Raw genomic sequence first — 20,241 nt, 5'->3', positions numbered from 1 at the left:
GGGAAGATAAATTGAAAGTGTATTTTTTCAATCCATGTTCTGTTCATTTTCTTTACTCGCTTGATTTTTAGTTTACGGGAGCTCGTGAATCTCCAAAAGTCGATTTTAGTAATGTTTACTACTAATTGAGTTTATTCATTTTCTTTGCTTGTCCAAAGAAAACGAATCAAAAGAAAAGACCCCCTCGCTTAGGAATTTTTTGCCTTATCTGGCAAAAACCGCCTTGTCAGCTCCGCGTCGCTACCGCTCCTGTCCTTCGGAGCTGCCCGCGTCTATTCTGAACCGAGGGAGTTTTAGATACGTTTAACCCTTCGGGTATGAATGCGTATAACGCTTATGAATAAAAGGCTAGGTTTTGATGTGTAAAAATAGTTATGCTGCTTACTGCTACTGTTTACTGAATACTATTTAAAAACAGCCCTCGAAGTGACATAGCATTATCTATTTGTATTTTGTATTTCTTACTTTGTACTTTAACGCCGAATAATAAATCAGCAATAACAAACAGCAGCATAACAACTGCCTACTGCCAACAAGATTGCGCAAGCTGGAACTTTCGCTCTACGTTTTAGGTTCCTGAGGTTGTTGCGGTAAGCATTGTATTTATTGTTGACTGTCAATGATTTTTTAACAAACAACAGCATATTTTAGAATTGTATTAATTTCTATTTAGCAAATCTTAACAGGTGTACTTCCTAATTTAGTACTGATTATTAACAGCGATTGTAGTGCATTGCAAAACTTTTTTCTGAAGAATGACCTAAGTGCAGCTGTAGGTAGCTGCTGCTGCGAGAGCATGCGGTAAGCGCTTTACAGCGTCATCAAACCGAATTCGTCAGATGTACATGCCAATAGGCAACTCCTTTAGATTTACTGCAATTAAAAAGTATCAATCTTATAAAATTAACCTTATGAACCACGAAGAATTAATCAGTACTTTAAATGAATGTGCAAATTATTGTAACCATTGTGCGGATGCTTGTCTTGAGGAAGACCATATTCAAATGATGGTGACCTGTATACGGTACGATCGTATGTGTGCTGAAGTATGCTCTAGCTTAGCCAAATTGTTAAGCATTAATGTACCCAGCCAAAAGCTAATGGCTCTTGTAGAATACTGTAAAAACCTATGCGCATCTTGCGCTGAAGAATGCAGCAGCCACGAGGCTCAACATTGCCAAAATTGTGCAGCAGCTTGCAAAAGATGTGTAGATGCATGTAGCAAATTTCTTTATAACCACTAATTATTTACCACGGGCATCTACAACCAGATGCTTTAACTAAGGCCTCAGGCCTTAACAACTAACCAATCTTCTAAAGTCTGCTTTTTTCAATAGGGGTGAAAAGGCAGACTTTTTTAATATTCAGTCAGGTTGCCGACGCTATTTGCGTCGAGGTGTTACGCTTACCTTGTTTTAAGACAGTACTGCTGCAACAGATTACCTAAATCCAAGTCGGGAATGGTATGGTTAATCTAAAAATTTGCCAAATGCTTTACCTAGACTTATGCCGAGGTAATGTTGTTTATTGAATTCACGCCATTGGATTTCAAAGGCGATGCTTGATGCTCCATCTTTGTTTTTTAGATTTAAGGGGATGCCTAATTTCCAGTTGAGCGCATCATAACCATACCAAAAGTTCTGTTCCACGGCAGCACTCAATCCTATACAATCTTTATAGAGCGATGCAACTTCTGCTTTTACCTGCCCGGAGGTAAACTCTTCATACGCTCCGTAATAATAGCTGTCTGTAGTGGTAAGCGCAGGTTGTCCTTCGGGAGACCCCTCAAAAGAGGTAAAAGTGCGTTTTTTAACCGTCTCCGTTAGAATGTTGTTGTTTTGGTAAACACGAGGAATGGCTGAAAAACTAAACGAAAAGATTTTACCCTTATAAAATCCATTTATACTAAGTGAAGCCTCCCAGGCCTCAAACTGATGTTCAGATTTGATACTTGCATCTGTTGTGTTTGTAAAGGTGTTACTGCTTTTGGTAAGCGGAATATAACCTTGCAGGGTTACCCAAAATTTATACATGGATACGTATAAATCATTTTTAAGAATATATTCAGCCTCTTTGGTTGCTATTAATTCTTCCAATTCCTGGGAGTCTAAAGGCTTGGTTTCTAAAGTTTCGAGCGCCAGATTTTTTATAGTCTTTTCTCTATAGGTTTTTAAAAGCCGACTTATTTGGTGATCAGCGTTTTTAGTAAGCGTACCCGGTATAAACCAGGTTAGTTTGAATTGAGCACCTATGTTTTCTGCCCAATTGGAATCTTTAAAGTTATAAAAGGATCCAGTAGGTTCCCCTTTCAATTTTAGACCTCCTGAAGCTAAAAAGCTTTGATAACTGGTTTTCGTAAGTCTAGGATCAAAGTTTCCGGTTAAGCTAAATGAATTATCATCATCGTCTAATAGGAAGCTTAAGCGTTGCGTAGAGATTTTAGTATTGGGAAGGTATTGGTTTAAAACGTCACCTATAAGAATATTTAATGTTTTGTCGTTTACAAATTGGGAGCCGGTGATTTCAGATTCATAGTCTAGCAAAGCTTTATCGATTAGGGCTCTAGGGGCTTGATTCTGAGCATAACTTAAAAGGGGTATCAGCAGGAGTATCCTAAATGTTCTCATAATACAGGTATTGGATGGTTAGTTAATTCCGTGTCATAAAGTACTTTTTTTACAGTCGTTTCACCATCCCCAATAGCGGGTATTTTCCACCTTTTTAGTGGGAATACGGAAATCCGCATTAGAAGTATTTCGTGAAATAATATATTTGGAGAAGACCTCCTCAAATGCCAAGAACTAGAAAACGGACTCCTACGCTATTGCGAACTCGACACCCTTGCGATGGTAATGATTCTGGAATATTTTAGAGAAGTGATACAAGAGAAAACGAACAGTAAACCTAAAATTGAAATAAAAATATTAAACAAACCATTTCTATATTTTAAACAATACTAGATGTTTTTAAGAGTAAGCTTCCTATTTTTGGAAAATAGCCATAAAGAGCTAGTACTTTAGCTTAGAGATCACTTGCTACGAACACACCATATTTTATGCCAATAGATAAATTAGACCTCCAATCACCGGACCGGGTAAATGAAAACTTTGATAAACTTGCAGCTCTTTTTCCCAATTGCGTTACTGAAGGCGCAGAGGGTAGGGCTATAGATTTTGACCTGCTCAAGCAAGAGCTAAGCCATGCCGTGATAGAAGGTAATAAAGAACGTTACCGTTTAGAGTGGCCAGGGAAACGAGAAGCCATAGTAACCGCCAACCTACCCACTACCAAAACCTTGCGCCCAGTAAGAGAAGACTCTGTTGATTTTGATAATACACAAAACCTCTACATAGAAGGCGACAACTTAGAAGTGCTCAAGCTACTGCAAGAAAGCTACTTGGGTAAGATTAAGATGATCTACATAGACCCGCCTTACAATACAGGTAAAGACTTTGTGTATAAAGACAACTTTAGTAAAGACGCCCAGGAAGAACTTATAGAAAGCGGACAAAAAGACGAATACAACCAACGCTTGGTAGCCAACCCAGAAACTGCAGGACGTTACCATTCCGATTGGTTAAGCATGATGTATCCTAGACTGAAGTTAGCCAGGAATTTACTTTCGAATGATGGAGTAATTTTTATCTCAATTGACGATAATGAAGTTCACAACTTAAAAAGAGTTTGCGATGAAATTTTCGGTGATAGCAACTTCATTGCGAATGTAATTTGGGAAAGAGCATTCGCTCCTAAAAATGATGCTAAGTATTTTTCAGATAGTCATGACCACATATTAGTGTTTACCAAGAACATACTTGAATTTGAAATAGGGAAGCTTGAAAGAAGTGAAGAAGCCAATTCAAGATACAAGAATATGGATGATGATCCAAGGGGACCTTGGACTTCAGACAACCTAACTGTAAAGACTTACAGTGCCGCTTACGACTATGAAATTAAAACGCCTTCAGGAAGAATGGTGTCTCCTACCGATGGTAGGTGTTGGTTCACGAGTAAAGAGCGGATGCAAAAGCTCATTGATGATAACAGAATTTGGTTTGGTAAGGATGGAAATAATGTTCCTCGGTTAAAACGTTTCCTTTCTGAAGTTCAAACAGGTATGGTTCCCATTTCAATTTGGCCTTACAAAGAAGTTGGTCATAATCAGGAAGGCAGACAAGAAGTAAAAAAGCTATTTGATGATAAAGGATATTTTGACGGACCAAAACCAGTAAGGCTTTTATCGAGAATACTTCAAGTTGCGAATTTGGATGAAGACTCTACTGTTTTAGACTTCTTTTCAGGTTCAGGAAGCTTAGCCCACACGGTCTATTCGTGGAATGCTGAAAACCAAGAAAGAGTGAGTTTTATTCAGGTTCAACTTCCTGAAGAAACGGATGAAAAAAGTGAAGCCTACAAAGCAGGTTACAAGAATATATGCGAAATAGGTAAGGAACGCATTCGCAGAGCAGCCAAGAAAATCAAAGAAGAAACCAATTCCGATATAGACTATGGCTTCCGTGTTTATCGCTTAGACAGCAGCAACATGCAAGATGTCTATTACAAGCCACAAGATTATGATCAAGGTCAATTAGATGCTTTTGCAGATAATGTAAAGTCAGATCGTACCGCAGAGGATTTATTGGCGCAGGTGATGTTAGATTGGGGCTTAGCCCTATCACTCAAAATCACGCCCGTAGATGTATCAGGCAAGAAAGTCTTTAAGGTAGCGGAAAACTCGCTCTATGCTTGTTTTGATAGTGATATAGATGAAGACTTTGCTAAAGCCATTGCTGAGGATAAACCAATGCGTATTGTATTTAGGGATAGTGGCTTTAAGAACGATACAGCAAAAACCAATGTAAAGCAGCTATTTAAGCAGCTAAGTCCTGAAACTGAAATGAAAGTGATTTAATATGAAACTACAGTTTAAAGAACAAGACTTTCAGGTCAATGCGGTTCAGGCTGTAGTAGCTAGTTTTGAGGGGCAACCCCTTAAAACCAATCGATTTACCTTAGAGCGTAGTAAAGAACTCCTACGTAAGGCTAAACAAGCAGCTACTGGTTTAGGCACTTTAAATTTTGACGTAGAAGAAGAGATTGGTTATCGTAATGCCTCCATCCAGATTATGGAGTCTCAAGTGCTTAAAAACATACAAGAAGTACAGAAGCATAATAACCTACACGAAAGTCAAAAGATTGAACGCCCTAAAGGCGTAAAATTGGGGTACAACCTCACCATAGAAATGGAGACTGGTACCGGTAAAACCTATACCTATATTCGTACTATGTACGAGTTGCATAAAAAGTATGGGTGGAGTAAGTTTATTGTGATTGTACCAAGTATCGCCATTCGTGAAGGGGTATTTAAGTCTTTTGAGGTAACACAGGACCATTTTCAGGAACGCTTTGGGCATAAAATCAATCCGTTTATCTATGACTCCAGCCGGCCGCAGGATATTGAGAATTTTGCTTCTGATAGTCGTATAAGTGTCATGATTATCAATACTCAGGCATTTAATGCACGAGGTAAAGATGCAAGGCGTATTTATCAGGAGTTAGACCAGTTTGGTACTCGTAAGCCTATTGAGATCATTGCCCAAACCAACCCTATCTTAATCATTGATGAACCACAGTCTGTAGATGGTAAAAAGACGTTGGAGAGTATGCAAGACTTTAGACCACTTTTTACGCTACGTTATTCAGCTACACATAAAGATGAATATAACAAGGTTTACCGTCTTGATGCTTTAGACGCTTACAATAAACGTTTGGTAAAAAAAATACAGGTAAAAGGAATAAATCTAAAAGGCTCTACAGGGACTAACGGATATTTGTATTTAGAAAGTATTAGTCTTAGTACTTCAAAACCACCTTATGCTGTTATAGAGCATGAGAAGCGAACTGCTTCTGGCGCGATTTCTAAAAAACGGGTAAAGGTAGCTGAGGGATATAATATTTATGAGCAGTCTGGCAATATGCCTGCTTACAAAAATCAAACGATAACTGAAATAAACGGCTATCTTAATAAAATTGTAGTTGCCGGGGAAGATGTTTATCCTGGTGATATTCTAAATGACAAGGATGAGCACGCTTTCCGAAGAGTGCAAATACGCGAATGTATACTTTCACACTTGCAAAAGGAAAAACAACTCTTTGGTCAGGGTATTAAAGTACTCTCTTTATTTTTTATAGATACCGTAGAGAAGTACAGAGTATACGATGAGTTAGGAGAACAGCAAATAGGGGAATACGCACGTTTGTTTGAGGAAGAATACAATAAGGTTAAAAACGAATTCTTAGACCTCTTTGAACAAGAATATAATGACTTTTTAAAAGATACCGATCCAAGTAAGGTTCATAAAGGCTATATGCCTACAAATTATGGAGAATATCTTAAGCGTGATGATGCAAGTAAGGTGCATAACGGGTATTTTTCTATAGACAAAAAAGGGAGAACTGTTGATTCTAAAGTTAAACGCGGGCGTGAATGGTCAGACGATGTTTCTGCTTACGATTTAATAATGAAAGACAAAGAACGCCTGTTGAGTTTTGAAGAACCTACGCGTTTTATCTTTTCGCACTCTGCACTTAAAGAAGGATGGGATAATCCTAACGTTTTTCAAATCTGTGCATTAAAGCATGCCGAAAGTGGTAGCTTAACGAGGCGCCGTCAGGAAGTAGGTCGTGGTATGCGCTTAGCTGTTGATAAACGAGGTGTTCGTCAGGATTTTGATTTCGTAGGCGACCGGGTCCACGAGTTGAATAAGCTTACAGTCATAGCATCAGAAAGCTATGAAGCATTTGCTAAAGGCTTACAAAAGGAGATAGCCGATACACTCAAAGAAAGACCACAAAAAGCAGAAGTAGATTACTTTGTGAGCAAGCTTGTTACCAACGAACAAGATGAGGAATTACGATTAACAGAAGATGATGCAAAGAAGCTACAGTTCAAACTCATTGTTAGTGAAATCATAGACGAAGATTACAAGATTACTCCTAAAGGCAAAGAACTGATTGAACAAGGTAAAGTCCCTCTGCCCGAAAAGCTTGAACCCTTTAAAGAATCTGTCTGCAAGCTCCTACAGACCATTTATACAGGTGCCGAATTTAAACCTGAAGATGAGCGTCAAACTGTGGTACTCAACCCTAACAAGAATTTTGCTAAAAAAGAATTTCAGGCACTTTGGGAGAAAATCAATCTTAAAACTATTTATGAAGTACAGTTTGATACAGAACAGCTTATTCAGGATGCTAAAATAAAAATAGATGCACAACTCAATATTGGCGATCGCGTTTATGAGGTAAAGACAGGGGAATTAGAAGATGGCAGTGCTGGACAAATGAAAGAAGGTAGCTTAGTCCGTGAGTCTAAACGCCAGTATATGAAGCTTAAGAATGATTTGTATGCCGATACGGTTTATGATATCGTAGGTGAAATTGAAGTTCAAACCAATCTAACGCGTAAAACCATAGTAGCAATACTTAAGAAAATAGCACCAACTAAATTTGCATTAATACGCAAGAATCCTGAAGAGTTTATTGGGAAATGCAGCAAGTTAATTAATGAGGTTAAAGCGAGCTTGATTATAAACAATATAGTATATCATAAAACCGAAGAGCGACACGATGCTAAAACGGTTTTTACCAATGACAAATCAGCTTTACGCCAATCGGATTTACTTAAGAAGCATATCTATGATTTTCTTACTTCTGATTCTAAAATCGAATCAGACTTTGCTACTGCATTAGAAAACAGTACAGAGGTAGTGGTGTACGCTAAGTTGCCAAAGAGCTTTTATGTAAGCACACCAGTAGCTAACTATAGTCCTGATTGGGCAATAGTTTTTGATAGAGACAAAGTGCGCCATATCTACTTTGTAGCAGAGACTAAAGGATCTGATTCTGATATGGACCTAAGAGAAATAGAGAAGCTAAAAATCCATTGTGCGACAGAGCATTTTAAAGAGATCAGTGGTGCTGAGGTAAAGTTTGAGAAGGTAAGTAGCTACGAGAAATTAATGGATATTGTGCAATTGAGTTGATAAAATAAAAGACATATTAACTATTGTAAAGAATAAATGAACTTTATTGAAAAGGGATAATTATAGAGTTAAGAATGAATAAAGAAGAAATAAATAGTCTAATACAGACCCCTTGGATGCAAGGTTTGATCGCCTCCGAAGAATTTTATTTTCAAAAAGGACAAGATGCTTTAAAGAAATGGATAGAAATGGATGTAGAAAGTGAGTTGAAAGAATCGCTTATAAAATATTCTACTAATTATAACCAGTTTTTAGAAATAGCAGAATCAAATCCTAATTTTAAGAAAATCAAAAATCTGCTTTGTGAGATTATTTCCTATTGTGATTCTAATGCTCGTGATAAGAATCTACTTAATCAATATGATGACAACAGAGTTCTTGCTAAAGCAAGTGTAAGAATGAACAAATGGATAGAGGGATTAATTAGAACAAAGTTTAAAAATGGTGAAATTAAAGGTGCTTCAATTTTAAATGCTTTGAATTACCTTCTCTTACCTCAAGAAAATTCAACTATTTTAAGTAGAAATCATCGTGAGATGATTTCGGAGAATCTGTTTGTAAAATCTTTTAATTCAGAACAATTTGTAGAAGAATTAAAAGCCTATTTTGAGCAATGCAATATCTCTGTAAAAAATCAAGATAACTATACATATCTATTATCATGCATTATATACTCAATAAAAGATAAATGGCAAGATGATGTAGTTGGTCTAATGGCATCAGATAGTACAGGCTGGCAAGAGAGAGAGCTTATATTAGATAAGCAATGGGCTGGATTAATACTATGGAACAGTAAAAAGCCGACTAGGGGAGCTAAGGTTTTAGAATTCTTAAGAGATAAAATTGAAGATACAGGCTTCTTCCCTCTTTTTTATAGCGTCAAAGGTAACGCGGTTTATTGTGCAAACATTACAGACTTTGCCACTAACCAAGAGGAGCTTGATAAAATTCAATCTCAAAACATTTCATTAAAAAATTTTAATTCTGATTTTTCAGAATATAGAGATGAAAAAAAATCTGCTAAGATTGTTTTTGTTGCTGAAGGAATAGAAAAAATCAAACCAATATCTGTTGAAGAATTTAATTTCTATAAATGTTCCCCTCCTAGGCAGGATAATTTATCTCCAATAAAAACCTTAGCAGAAGATCAAATAAAGACCTTACCAGAAGATCACAATATAGCAACTGAACAAAATTCTGATAAAATGGCCAATGAACTAAATCAGATACTTTATGGTCCTCCAGGTACCGGAAAAACATACAACACCATTAATCAAGCTTTAGAGCTTTGTGGTGAAAATTTAACCGGATTAAGTCGTTCTGATATCAAAGCACGTTTTGAGCAAAAGGTAGATGACGGTAGAATCATTTTTACTACTTTTCATCAGAGTATGACTTATGAAGACTTTGTAGAAGGTATCAAGCCGATTGAGCCTGAAAAAGAAGGTGATCCGGTGATTTACCGTGTGGTAGAAGGGATTTTTAGAAAGCTATGTATTGAAGCCTCCTTTTCATTAGCCAAAGAGGAAGAATCCGTTGCCACAGAAAATGTACTTGACTTCTCATTAGCTTTTGACAACTTTGTTCAAGAGTTAGAAGAAAAATTAGCTTCAGAAGAAACGATTGAGCTAGCAACCAAAAATAGAGGTAAAGTAGTTGTTGATGGTATTTCTCAGCAGGGCAATATCATCATTAAACATCCGGGAAAAGACAATATTTATCCTGTTTCTAAACAAAGACTTTCAAAGCTGCATACAGCATTTCCTGATTTAGCCGATGTAAACAATATCGACCAACAATTTAGGTCTATCATTGGGGGTAGTAATTCCACAGCAAATTGGTCTGTGCTGAATGCTATCAGAAACAATAACCCAGTTACTAAAGAGACGCCAAAAGAGATTAGAAAATACTCTTGGGACGATAAAGTACAAGTAGTAAAATCTTTGAAAAAGGAAAATTTCAAAGGAAAAACTGGAGAACCGTATGTACTTATCATTGACGAAATAAACAGAGGAAATGTATCGCAGATTTTCGGTGAACTAATCACTCTTATAGAGGAAGATAAGCGGTTAGGTAATCCGGAAGCAATTCAAGTACAATTGCCATACAGCAAAGATTGGTTTGGAGTACCTCCGAATGTTCACATTATAGGAACCATGAATACTGCAGACCGAAGTGTAGAAGCATTGGATACAGCTCTTAGAAGAAGGTTCAGCTTTACTGAAATGCCTCCAAAACCGGAACTCATTAACACAGAAGGTAGGGCTGAAAATGGTATTTTAAACGGTATAGAACTTTCAGTCCTCTTAGAAACCATAAATAAGCGTATCGAGAAACTATTGGACAAAGACCACATGATTGGTCATAGTTATTTGCTATCGGTAGAAGGATTAAAAGGCTTGAAATCGGTTTTTCAAAACAAGATAGTGCCTTTACTACAGGAATACTTCTTTGGTGATTATGGTAAAATTGGGTTGGTGATTGGCTCTGAATTTTTTGATATCAAAGACAATCAGGTAGATGAAGACTTTTTTGCTCCGTTTGAAGATTATGATAGCAGCCCTTTGGTAGAAAGGAAAGTTTATCATCTCAAAAACATCCAAGACTTAAGTGATGAGCTGTTTATCAAGGCTTTGAATGAACTACAACGTAAAAACAAGTGATTGAGTAAAGAGAATAAGCATATCATCGTATTTGAACACGAGAGCCTTCGTACAGACCGAGGCGAGCAAAGGCTTTCAAATGATCAGCTAGAAGCTTTACAATTGTTCTATGGAGAAAATGGTGTTCCTTATTACTCGTTGATCCATCACGGCGTTCGTTTTAATGAATATGTTGGTGTGATTCAAGTTGCTAAAACGGTTATAGAAGTATTGCCAAAAGCTGATAGATCCAATGACGCAGAAAGGTGGAGAAACGTTTTAATTAGCATGCTGTATGCAGTTGGAATATTTGATATTCATGCTCCAAGCAACAGTAATTTAAGATTGCGTCCAAACTCTATTCTTGACCTTTATTTTGAACTTTTCATCAAGGAAGTTGAATATCTGTTGCATAGAGGTTTAGTGAAAAAATACCGAAAAACAGAAGGCAATAGAACCGCTTTAAAAGGCAGTATTCAGTTTTCCAAGCAAGTCAGTCAGAATCTGGTGCATCCAGAACAATTTTATGTAAGGTACACAACTTACGACAAAGAACATGGCATACATGCAATTCTTTATAAAGCCTTGAAGCTATTGAGCTATATCAATATCAACGTGCAATTAAATAGCAGACTGGGAGCCTTATTGTTGAATTTCCCAGAGTTATACGACATTAAAATAACAGAAACCTTATTTGATAGAATTTTCCTTGATCGAAAAACGGAACCATACAAGAATGCACTGGAAATAGCCAAACTCATTCTACTCAACTATCACCCAGATGTAAACCGAGGCACCAATAATGTATTGGCACTGATGTTTGATATGAATGTGCTTTGGGAACAGTTTGTATATGTAAGTTTAAGAAGGTATAAAGCAAGTACTACGAGTATTGCTGCTCAAAACACAAAGAACTTTTGGAAGCCACTATCAGGCTTTCGCAGTAAAATGAAACCCGACATTGTTCTTAATAAAGGCAGACAAGATTGTGTAGTACTTGATACTAAATGGAAAAACTTGAATGGCTATAATCCATCCCCGGAAGATTTGAGGCAAATGTTTGTGTACACGAAATACTTTGGAGCAAAAAAAGTAGCTCTAGTATATCCAGGGGCAGAAAACAGAAACCAATCAGGGCAATATTATGACCATAGCTCTCAGGAGTCAAGGAATTTGAGCAATGAGGAATGCAGCGTTATCTCGATTGGAGTTGAAAAAGACGTGAAGGCATGGCAAAAAGCAATACATAAAAACATTAGTAATTGGTGGCAATTTGCATAAATAATTAAATAATCGGTAGAGGCACGATCGATTTTGAAAAACTGGAATAATTAAATGAAGTTAATTGACAATGTAAATACCCGCTTAGGTGATGATTTAAAAGACTCAATTAAAAAAGGCAGTAAGCTCAGTATTGCAGCATCAACCTTTTCTATATATGCTTTTGAGGCACTGAGAAAAGAATTAAATAGAGTTGATGAGTTACGTTTTATTTTTAGTTCCCCAACCTTTATAGAAGAGAAGTTTCAGAAAGAAAGCAGAAAGTTTTACATACCCCATATTGTTAGAGAATCAGAACTATGTGGAGGTGAGTTTGAAATAAGGCTGATGAATCAGCTTAATCAAAGAGCCATTGCTAAAGAATGCTCAAAATGGGTTAAAGAAAAAGTTACATTCAAATCAAATAAGCATAACAATCAACCCTTAAATGGGTTGATTCATCTAAAGCAGGATGAAAAGAATGCTCAGGCCTATACTAATGTAAGTGGCTTTACAACATCCGACCTTGGAATCACACACAAGAAAGGATTCCCAACACTTATTCAAAAATCAGAATACCCCGATAGTAAAGCTTATTTAGATTGGTTTGACCAGATTTGGGAAAATGAGGAAGACTTAAAAGATGTAACGGAGAAAGTACAGCAATATTTTGAAAGCGCATATAAAGAGAATAGTCCAGAATTTATATACTTTATAACACTTTATAATATCTTCAATGACTTTCTAGACGACCTATCCTTAGATAATCTACCTAATGAGCAAATAGGTTTTAAAGATACTTTAGTATGGAGTAAACTCTACAATTTTCAACAGGATGCTGTAATAGGTGCTATTAATAAGTTAGAAAAATACAAAGGTTGTATTTTGGCAGATTCGGTTGGTTTAGGAAAAACATTTTCAGCATTAGGTGTCATCAAGTATTACGAGATGCGTAATAAAGATGTTTTAGTGTTATGTCCCAAAAAGTTAGAGGCAAACTGGAATACCTATCGTCATAATGATAAAAACAACATTTTAGCTGCTGATAGATTTAGATACGATGTATTGTTTCATACAGACTTAAGCAGGGAGCGTGGAATGAGTAATGGTCGAGAACTTGCTAATGTTAACTGGGGTAATTATGGTCTGATTGTTATAGACGAATCGCATAATTTTAGGAATAATAATACTGTCGTAGGTAAGGAGAATCGCTATCAAAAACTATTGCGTAAAGTTATTCAAGAAGGTATTGAAACTAAGGTTATGATGCTATCGGCTACTCCGGTAAATAATAGATTTAATGATTTACGAAACCAGTTGGCCTTAGCTTATGAAGGAGATTCAGAAAACATAGATCAAAAGTTAGATACACAAAGTGGTATAGATCAAATATTTAGAAAAGCACAACAAGCTTTTAATATTTGGAGTAAATATGAAACGGAGGAGCGTACTACAGAGAAATTACTGGATATGCTTGACTTTGATTTTTTTGAAATCTTAGATTCTTTGACCATTGCACGGTCAAGAAAGCATATAACAACATATTATGATACATCTGCAATAGGAAAGTTCCCCGAGCGGAATAAACCGGTATCAATTCAAAGTCCTCTCACAAGTTCGAATAGCATAACCTATGTTGACCTAGCAGAAAAGCTAACACTTCTCAATTTGTCAGTCTATACACCTCTTAATTATATACTACCAAGTAAGGTTCAAGCCTATTCGGATTTGTATGATAAAGAAGTGCGATCGGGATCTGGAAAACTATCTCAGGTAGATCGCGAATTGAGTCTTCGTATCTTAATGCGCATCAATTTACTTAAGCGCCTAGAGAGTTCCGTAGATTCATTTAGAATTACTTTAGAAGGTATTATTGGTCAAATTGAACAAGCTATCAAAACTATAGATAAAGGAGTAGACGATGACTATGAGGGAATTCATAAAATTTTAAATGATGAGAATTATGATTTTGAATCCAATTGGGCAGATGAAGATCAAGTTATAGGCAAAAAAATAAAAGTTCATATCGCAGATATGGATACAACAAAATGGCGTGAAGATCTTACCGAAGACCTTTTAATTCTTAGCAAACTATGGGATAGAATAGTTGATATTAGAGGTAAAAAGGATACTAAATTGCAACACCTTATTACCCTTGTCAATCATAAAATTGAAAAACCATTCAATCCAAATAATAAAAAGGCTATTATTTTTACCGCATTTGCCGATACGGCAAACTATTTATATGAAAATATTCATGAGTATTTAAAGCGTAAATACAATTTAAATGTAGCATTGATTACTGGTTCAAGGCGTATCTCCAGTTCTAAGCAAATACCAGCAGATCTTAATGCGATACTTACATGTTTTTCTCCACTTAGTAAAGATAAAGAACAATTATACCCAAATATTAAGGAGTCTATTGATTTGCTTATTGCTACCGATTGTATTTCTGAAGGGCAAAATTTACAGGACTGCGATTATCTGATTAATTATGATATTCACTGGAATCCGGTACGTATAATTCAACGCTTTGGTAGGGTAGATAGAATTGGATCTAAAAATGAGAGTATAACTATGGTTAATTTTTGGCCCGATGTTACTCTAGATAATTATATCAACCTTAAGCAACGTGTTGAGAACAAAATGCTAATTAGTAATATGGCGAGTACTGGTGATGACAATATACTTAATACAGAGGAAAAGGATTTAGAATATAGGAAAATACAGCTTCAGAAGCTTCAAGATGAAGTTATTGATTTAGAAGACTTAAGAGAAGGCGTAAGTATTACAGATTTAGGTCTCAATGACTTTCGAGTAGATTTGACAAATATGATAAAGGAATATGGGGAGTTGAAAAACATACCTGAAGGTCTTCATGCTGTTGTAAAGTCAGGATCCATTTTGCAAGACGGTGTAATATTTGTCTTGAAGAATGTGAATACAAGCGTAAATATAAATAAGTTAAATAGGCTTCATCCCTATTATTTGGTTTACATAAAAATGAATGGGGAGTTAATACTTAATCATGTAGAATCCAAGAAGATTCTTGATGCAATGAGAATGTTAGCTAAAGGTAAAAAGGCGCCCCTTGAAGATGTGTGTAAAGAGTTAGCTGATCTTACAGATGACTATCATAAAATGGATGATTATTCTAAACTTTTAAAGCAAAGTATTCGCACAGTTTTACAAAAGGAAGAAGAAAAGGAAGTACTAAGTCTTTTCAAATCTGGAGGTACGACCGCTCTACAAGAAAAAATTAAGGGAATAGAAGATTTTAAGCTAGTATCATTTTTGATTGTACGCTAATGGATTTTTTTAATTTACCTAATCAATCAAAAGTAGCTCGTGTTATACCGAAAAATGCTTTTGATGAGTATACGAGCACTAAACAAAAAAGATTGCTTACTGATTTAGTTCTTCGTATTACTTGGACGCACAAACTTTCTAGAGAGACAATAAATCTAGAAGCTAAAGAAATACTAGAAATACAAGTATTTAAGGTTGAATTAAAGCAAAAAGCTGATATATCTAAGATACTTGACATCATCGATAAGGCTATTCCGTATCATATTGTGTTTTGGATTGAATTCAAACAGCAAGCTTATTTGTCGTCTGCCTTAAAACATTCTCATCCTAACAGCGATGATATTTCAGTGATAGATTGGAGATTTAATTGCCACTGGTTCAATATCGACACAAATACTTATGTTTTTAATCTTAATAAAAGTATTGATGCTGTATTTAAGAATATGTGTGTCCAATTGACAGGAAAGCCGCTATTCGATCAAAAGCCTTTTAGCTTAATACTTAAGAATGAAAAAGAAATAAACAGACTTGAAAATGAGATTGATCGTCTAAAAAAAAGCTTGAGGCAAGCAAAACAATTTAATAAAAAAGTAGAGTTGAATATTGAATTACAGAGTAAGTTGGAGCTACTAAAACAAGTTGAATCTAGAACGTTTTAATAGCCTGTTTTGTACTTTTTCAAATCTCTATTTGCTAGTTAAATTAATTCTCCTCAGTAGTGAAACTTAATGATCTAGTTTATTTTATTAAAACCCCGCTCCTCAACACGCAGCGCAGGGGTTTAAAGGTTTCAACCCGTTCAAGAATACTTTTTAAAAACAATTGATTACTAATGACCAAACGCTCTAAAACGCCCTGGCCTACCAAAGACGCGATGCAGCAGGTATATGCCAAGAAGCTATGGGGTAGCGGGAATACCGACTTTTTTTCCGGGGAGGGTTCGCACGATACCGAGACGGTACAGGCTTACCTAAAAGCGGTTATTGGCTTTTTTAAAAACTTAGAAGCCCCACCGGTGGTGTGTGATCTGGGCTGTGGTGATTTTAATGTCGGTAAAGAGTTGGTGCCCTACACCCAAGCCTATAAAGCCGTAGATATTGTACCGGAGTTGATCGCGCACAACCAAAAGACGTTTACAAGCAAACAGCTCATGTTTCACACCTTAGATATAGCCAAAGACACCTTACCTGAGGGTGATTGTGCCTTGCTGCGACAGGTATTGCAACACCTTTCCAATGCCGAGATACAAGCGATTGTCAACAAGCTGTACGCGTATCGCTATGTGATCCTTACCGAGCACCTGCCCGATCAGGAGTTTACCCCCAACATCGATATCATTTCCGGGCAAGGCATCCGCCTTAAAAAAAAGAGTGGTGTAGCGCTACAGGCACCTCCTTTTAATTTTAAAGTAAAAGCTGCAAAAGAGCTGGTATCCCTACCGGCTCCGGGAGTTAAAGGTAGGCTCGTTACGACTTTGTATACGGTGGTTTAGGGTTAATGCGTGAGGATTTTTAGAGGATTATTTCTATCCGGTAATCTTACTTTACTCGCATAATTTTTGTTTACGAGAGCTAGGGAGTCTTATGCCTTCATTTTGAGCAATGTAACTTACTATTAATGCATCTTACTTTTCTTTGCCTCTCCAAAGAAAAGTAACAAAAGAAAAGAGCCCCTCGCTTAGGAATTTTTCGCTACCGCGAAAACCGCCTTGTCAGCTCCGCGTCGCTACCGCTCCTGTCCTTCGGAGCTGCCCGCGTCTATTCTGAACCGAGGGAGTTTTGATGACGTGTAACCCTTCGGGTATGAATAGTTCTTCTTTGATCTTTTCTCTATAGGCTTTATTCTAAAAATCCCAAGGCTTTAAAAATTTTTAACGGAGCCTTCTTGCTATACTGAAGAAAAAGAATTGGAAACCCTTCGCGTATAAATAACTTATAGTCTTAAACTAGTAGTAACTCTTGCAAACTGAAAACAGTAACTGCCAACTTAATCCGAGTTTCCTGCATCTATTCTGAACCGAGGGAAGACTAAAGAATGTAACTCTTAGCTATAATTTAAAAACGGCCTACAAGAAGGTATTGTGAAATTTGAAGTGAACGTAACGTAGCAAGCGGTTCTGTTTGAGGCCGCGATAGCGGTCGAGTTAAGCGCATGCAGTGCAGTGAACGATAAATTTAGATACCGTCTTGTGAGCCTTGACCCGAAGCTTCGGGATTGTTTCTTTTGTATCAAGACAAAAGAAAGGAAACATGAATAGTAGTGGTACTGGTGCTACTTAGCATCGAGCTTTTGTGATAGAATATAAGAAATACAACCTACTCCTCCGGTAACTTCAGGTCTTGATGCAACTCCATAAACATCTCCCCGGGATCCACGTCAATGGCCAAGGCGATGAGGTAGAGTTCTTCAGCTCGAAGATGGGTCTTTTCTTGATTTGAAAGTTCGCTTAAACGCGTTTTACTTATTTTAGTTCCTATAGAATATTTTATTCATTTTCTTTGCTTGTCCAAAGAAAACGAATCAAAAGAAAAGACCCCCACGCTTAGGAATTTTTTGCCTTATCAGGCAAAAACCGCCTTATCAGCTCCGCGTCGCTACCGCTCCTGTCCTTCGGAGCTGCCCGCGTCTATTCTGAACCGAGGGAGTTTTAGTTTCGTTTAACCCTTCGGGTAGGAGTAGTAATTCTATTTAAAAACAATCAGTAATCTCGACGTTAGGAGAGAGCTCACTCGCATAGGAGCTCCCATCTCCTGTAGGAGAAGGGTTGGGGATGAGGGGTATTGATGGAATGTAAAGCTTCCTATTCGAAGAAAAGGACATTCAATTAAAACTTCAAAAGTTGGTAAAGCTCTATTTTAAGGGCTTTGCTTATTTCAAATAAAGAATACGCGGTAGGATTTACTTTTCCATTTTCAAGCTTCTCAATAGCTTGTCGATCCTTACCACATTCACGAGCCAAATCAGATTGTGTCCAACCCTTTTGCTCCCGTAATTTAACGATGCGGTTACCTACTTTTTTCTTTAATGCGTCTTTAGTCATATAACAAATGTCATCTTATCGTATGACATTTTTGTCATATAATTAGTTGACAGTTGAAAAGTTTTATTACATTTGTCGTATAGAAATATGACAAATGTAGAATATGTAAAACTGAATTATGACTCCACAACTCCAACTCCCGTCTAAAGTTGCGCTGCATGAGGCGCTCGAACCGCTTACGGAATCCTTGTTGCAAGTTGCTCCGGTACAAGCACTGTATCTCAGTGTAATCCGTCAAACACCTGATGCGATCTACAACCTCCTGATTGTGGTTCAGGAGGCCGGGGCCTTGACCGATTTACAACAACAAATCCCGGTGCTGCACGTGCAGTTTCCGCTAGTACGGATGCAAGTGTATACCCGAAAGCAGCTGCAGCGGTTGGTGCAGGAGGGAAGCGTGTATGGATGGTGGGGGTACCACCTGGGGGATCGTATTTACCCTCGGACTGCAACCGAAACCTTTGAAAATTGTTCCGAGCGGCAGTTGGAACAACTGCACCTTAAGGCGCAACAGCAGCTGGAGCAGGACGCGGCATGTATCTGTAAAGGCTTTGATACTGCGGTATACTGGTTTGAGCGGAAGGACTATGCGGCTTCGGTATTGGCTTTGGTGGAGGTGTTTAAAACCTGTCTTGCGCTAGCGGGCAAGTGGTATACCGGTAGGGTGATGGAGTACCCTTCTTTAGAAGCCCAGCTCGTTGCTGTACGTCCTTTTCTTCCCCAATTGCGCAAGCTCTTTCCCACACCCGAAGCACCCGATGCCGATCCCACGCTCTTGGAATTGCTGGATGTTTGGTCGGCAGATGGGGTCCCTAAGGATGAAGTTATAGACCGGCATACCTGTTACCAGATACAGATGTGTATGGAGCGGGTATTTACGGTGGTAGATACTGCAGCCCGGGAGCTGTTGGAAGCCTGTAGTCCAAAACCAACTCCCCCAGAGGCAGCCTCCCCAGTGGGTGCTACCCGATCGCCATTAGAGCAAGCGCTGCAGGAGGCTTTAAATTATTTACGAGAAACGTACCGCGTACACTCCGCCTATTTACTCTACAGTGCGCAGGACAGCCGGGTGCAGGCGGTCCATTGCTTTTCGGCCACCGAAATCCAAGAGCATCAAAGCACCGCGGTGGTGCTGCTTGTCACGTATAAGTCGGTAGGTGTCAGTCCGTCGCAACTCACCGATCGGGTTTATAATCAAACCGGACGGCGCATCCGTATCTGTTTTATTCTAGAAACCGTGAAGCGGGCGCACAAAGCGCTGGATTTTGGTAGTAATTTTCTGCAAAAGGCATTGGGGGAGGGGAAACCCTTGTGTGCGGAAGATGATCGCTTACGCGGGTTTTTGAAGCAAGGGTATTTGTACCATTCACAACAGGTTGAGAAACTCCAAAAATATTGGGACCTCCGCAGCAACCGGGCGTATTATCTCATTGAGAGCACCCGTATTCTGGATACCCGCGAAGACGCGCTGGTGCAACTGCATATGTATGAGGAAGCCTTGATCCAGACCTGCCTGGGCTTGATCCGTTTGTTTTGGGAGTACAGTCCGGCCTACACCTCCCTCAACTACCTTTTAGCCCTGTGTCGCAGTTTTACGTCCTTTCCTAGCACACTGCTGGAAACCACCTCGTTTAAAGCGCGTCGTCGTCTGCACCTGCTTAGCCACGCCCAGCAACACCTGCGGTATGGAAGCACGTATACCGTCACCGATACCGATGCTAACGCGGCCTATCACCTGTGCAAACGTTTTATGCAACAGGCTGAAGCATTGGCTGCGGAGCGGTTACACTTTTTAAAACGAAAAGCCTATCAGCGGGAAGTAGACTAGATTAGAAGATTCAAAATTCAAAGTTCAAAATTAGAATGGGATGTGTAGTGCTTATGCGGTTCTCTGTTTACCGATTATTGTTTGCTGCCCACTGCCCACTGCGACTGCCGACTACAAACT

The 20,241-nt window shown here is 38.1% G+C and carries 12 protein-coding genes; 9 read left to right on the top strand and 3 right to left on the bottom strand.

The annotated features are described in order from the left end of the window. Nucleotides 1–839 precede the first annotated feature (839 nt). Complete coding sequence (locus BUA96_RS02585; RefSeq protein ID WP_317041285.1) at nt 840–1,244, top strand: four-helix bundle copper-binding protein; 405 nt, start codon at nt 840–842, stop codon at nt 1,242–1,244. A 225-nt stretch (nt 1,245–1,469) separates the two neighbouring features. Here BUA96_RS02585 and BUA96_RS02580 read toward each other — a convergent pair whose 3' ends face one another. Then, nucleotides 1,470–2,627, bottom strand: a complete 1,158-nt coding sequence (locus BUA96_RS02580) for a hypothetical protein (protein ID WP_128755745.1) — start codon at nt 2,625–2,627, stop codon at nt 1,470–1,472. Nucleotides 2,628–3,055: 428 nt separating this feature from the next. Between BUA96_RS02580 and BUA96_RS02575 the strand changes: the two genes are divergently transcribed. From BUA96_RS02575 to BUA96_RS02545, 7 genes are all read left to right on the top strand, one after another. Next, entirely contained in the window at nt 3,056–4,912 is a 1,857-nt protein-coding gene (locus BUA96_RS02575) for a site-specific DNA-methyltransferase (protein ID WP_072980035.1), read from the top strand. 1 nt (nt 4,913) lies between these two features. Continuing rightward, complete coding sequence (locus BUA96_RS02570; RefSeq protein WP_072980033.1) at nt 4,914–8,042, top strand: type III restriction-modification system endonuclease; 3,129 nt, start codon at nt 4,914–4,916, stop codon at nt 8,040–8,042. 74 nt (nt 8,043–8,116) lie between these two features. Beyond that, nucleotides 8,117–10,705, top strand: coding sequence for an McrB family protein (locus BUA96_RS17355; RefSeq protein ID WP_072980031.1), 2,589 nt, complete (start codon nt 8,117–8,119; stop codon nt 10,703–10,705). Next, complete coding sequence (locus BUA96_RS02560; protein ID WP_072980029.1) at nt 10,706–11,965, top strand: McrC family protein; 1,260 nt, start codon at nt 10,706–10,708, stop codon at nt 11,963–11,965. A 54-nt stretch (nt 11,966–12,019) separates the two neighbouring features. After that, nucleotides 12,020–15,253 (top strand): helicase-related protein, encoded by a 3,234-nt coding sequence (locus tag BUA96_RS02555; RefSeq protein WP_072980027.1) that lies wholly within the window; start codon nt 12,020–12,022, stop codon nt 15,251–15,253. Next, a complete protein-coding gene (locus tag BUA96_RS02550; protein WP_072980025.1) occupies nt 15,253–15,912 on the top strand; it encodes a DUF4391 domain-containing protein in 660 nt (219 codons plus the stop codon). The genes BUA96_RS02555 and BUA96_RS02550 overlap by 1 nt, the downstream gene beginning before the upstream one ends. A gap of 173 nt (nt 15,913–16,085) precedes the next feature. Beyond that, nucleotides 16,086–16,745 carry a class I SAM-dependent methyltransferase gene (locus tag BUA96_RS02545; RefSeq protein WP_072980023.1) on the top strand — a complete coding sequence of 220 codons (660 nt, stop codon included), beginning with the start codon at nt 16,086–16,088 and terminating at the stop codon, nt 16,743–16,745. A gap of 823 nt (nt 16,746–17,568) precedes the next feature. Here the strand turns inward: BUA96_RS02545 and BUA96_RS17465 are convergent. Both BUA96_RS17465 and BUA96_RS02540 read right to left on the bottom strand, forming a co-directional pair. Continuing rightward, nucleotides 17,569–17,718, bottom strand: coding sequence for a hypothetical protein (locus BUA96_RS17465; RefSeq protein WP_394365239.1), 150 nt, complete (start codon nt 17,716–17,718; stop codon nt 17,569–17,571). A 359-nt stretch (nt 17,719–18,077) separates the two neighbouring features. Then, nucleotides 18,078–18,293, bottom strand: coding sequence for a helix-turn-helix domain-containing protein (locus BUA96_RS02540; protein ID WP_072980021.1), 216 nt, complete (start codon nt 18,291–18,293; stop codon nt 18,078–18,080). Between the two features lie 118 nt (nt 18,294–18,411). Between BUA96_RS02540 and BUA96_RS02535 the strand changes: the two genes are divergently transcribed. Then, nucleotides 18,412–20,121, top strand: coding sequence for a hypothetical protein (locus BUA96_RS02535; protein ID WP_072980019.1), 1,710 nt, complete (start codon nt 18,412–18,414; stop codon nt 20,119–20,121). Nucleotides 20,122–20,241: the final 120 nt, after the last annotated feature.

Origin of the sequence: Leeuwenhoekiella palythoae, from assembly GCF_900130045.1 — a bacterium.
Taxonomy (GTDB): Bacteria; Bacteroidota; Bacteroidia; order Flavobacteriales; family Flavobacteriaceae; genus Leeuwenhoekiella; species Leeuwenhoekiella palythoae.
Note: the sequence above shows the minus strand (reverse complement) of the source record. Positions and strands in the feature narration are given on the sequence as shown.

Coding starts and splice junctions, on each gene's coding strand:
- BUA96_RS02580 (WP_128755745.1), bottom strand. CDS start 2,627: ATGAGAACATTTAGGATACTCCTGCTGATACCCCTTTTAAGTTATGCT.
- BUA96_RS02570 (WP_072980033.1), top strand. CDS start 4,914: ATGAAACTACAGTTTAAAGAACAAGACTTTCAGGTCAATGCGGTTCAG.
- BUA96_RS02535 (WP_072980019.1), top strand. CDS start 18,412: ATGACTCCACAACTCCAACTCCCGTCTAAAGTTGCGCTGCATGAGGCG.
- BUA96_RS02575 (WP_072980035.1), top strand. CDS start 3,056: ATGCCAATAGATAAATTAGACCTCCAATCACCGGACCGGGTAAATGAA.
- BUA96_RS02555 (WP_072980027.1), top strand. CDS start 12,020: ATGAAGTTAATTGACAATGTAAATACCCGCTTAGGTGATGATTTAAAA.
- BUA96_RS17355 (WP_072980031.1), top strand. CDS start 8,117: ATGAATAAAGAAGAAATAAATAGTCTAATACAGACCCCTTGGATGCAA.
- BUA96_RS02585 (WP_317041285.1), top strand. CDS start 840: ATGTACATGCCAATAGGCAACTCCTTTAGATTTACTGCAATTAAAAAG.
- BUA96_RS02545 (WP_072980023.1), top strand. CDS start 16,086: ATGACCAAACGCTCTAAAACGCCCTGGCCTACCAAAGACGCGATGCAG.
- BUA96_RS02550 (WP_072980025.1), top strand. CDS start 15,253: ATGGATTTTTTTAATTTACCTAATCAATCAAAAGTAGCTCGTGTTATA.
- BUA96_RS02540 (WP_072980021.1), bottom strand. CDS start 18,293: ATGACTAAAGACGCATTAAAGAAAAAAGTAGGTAACCGCATCGTTAAA.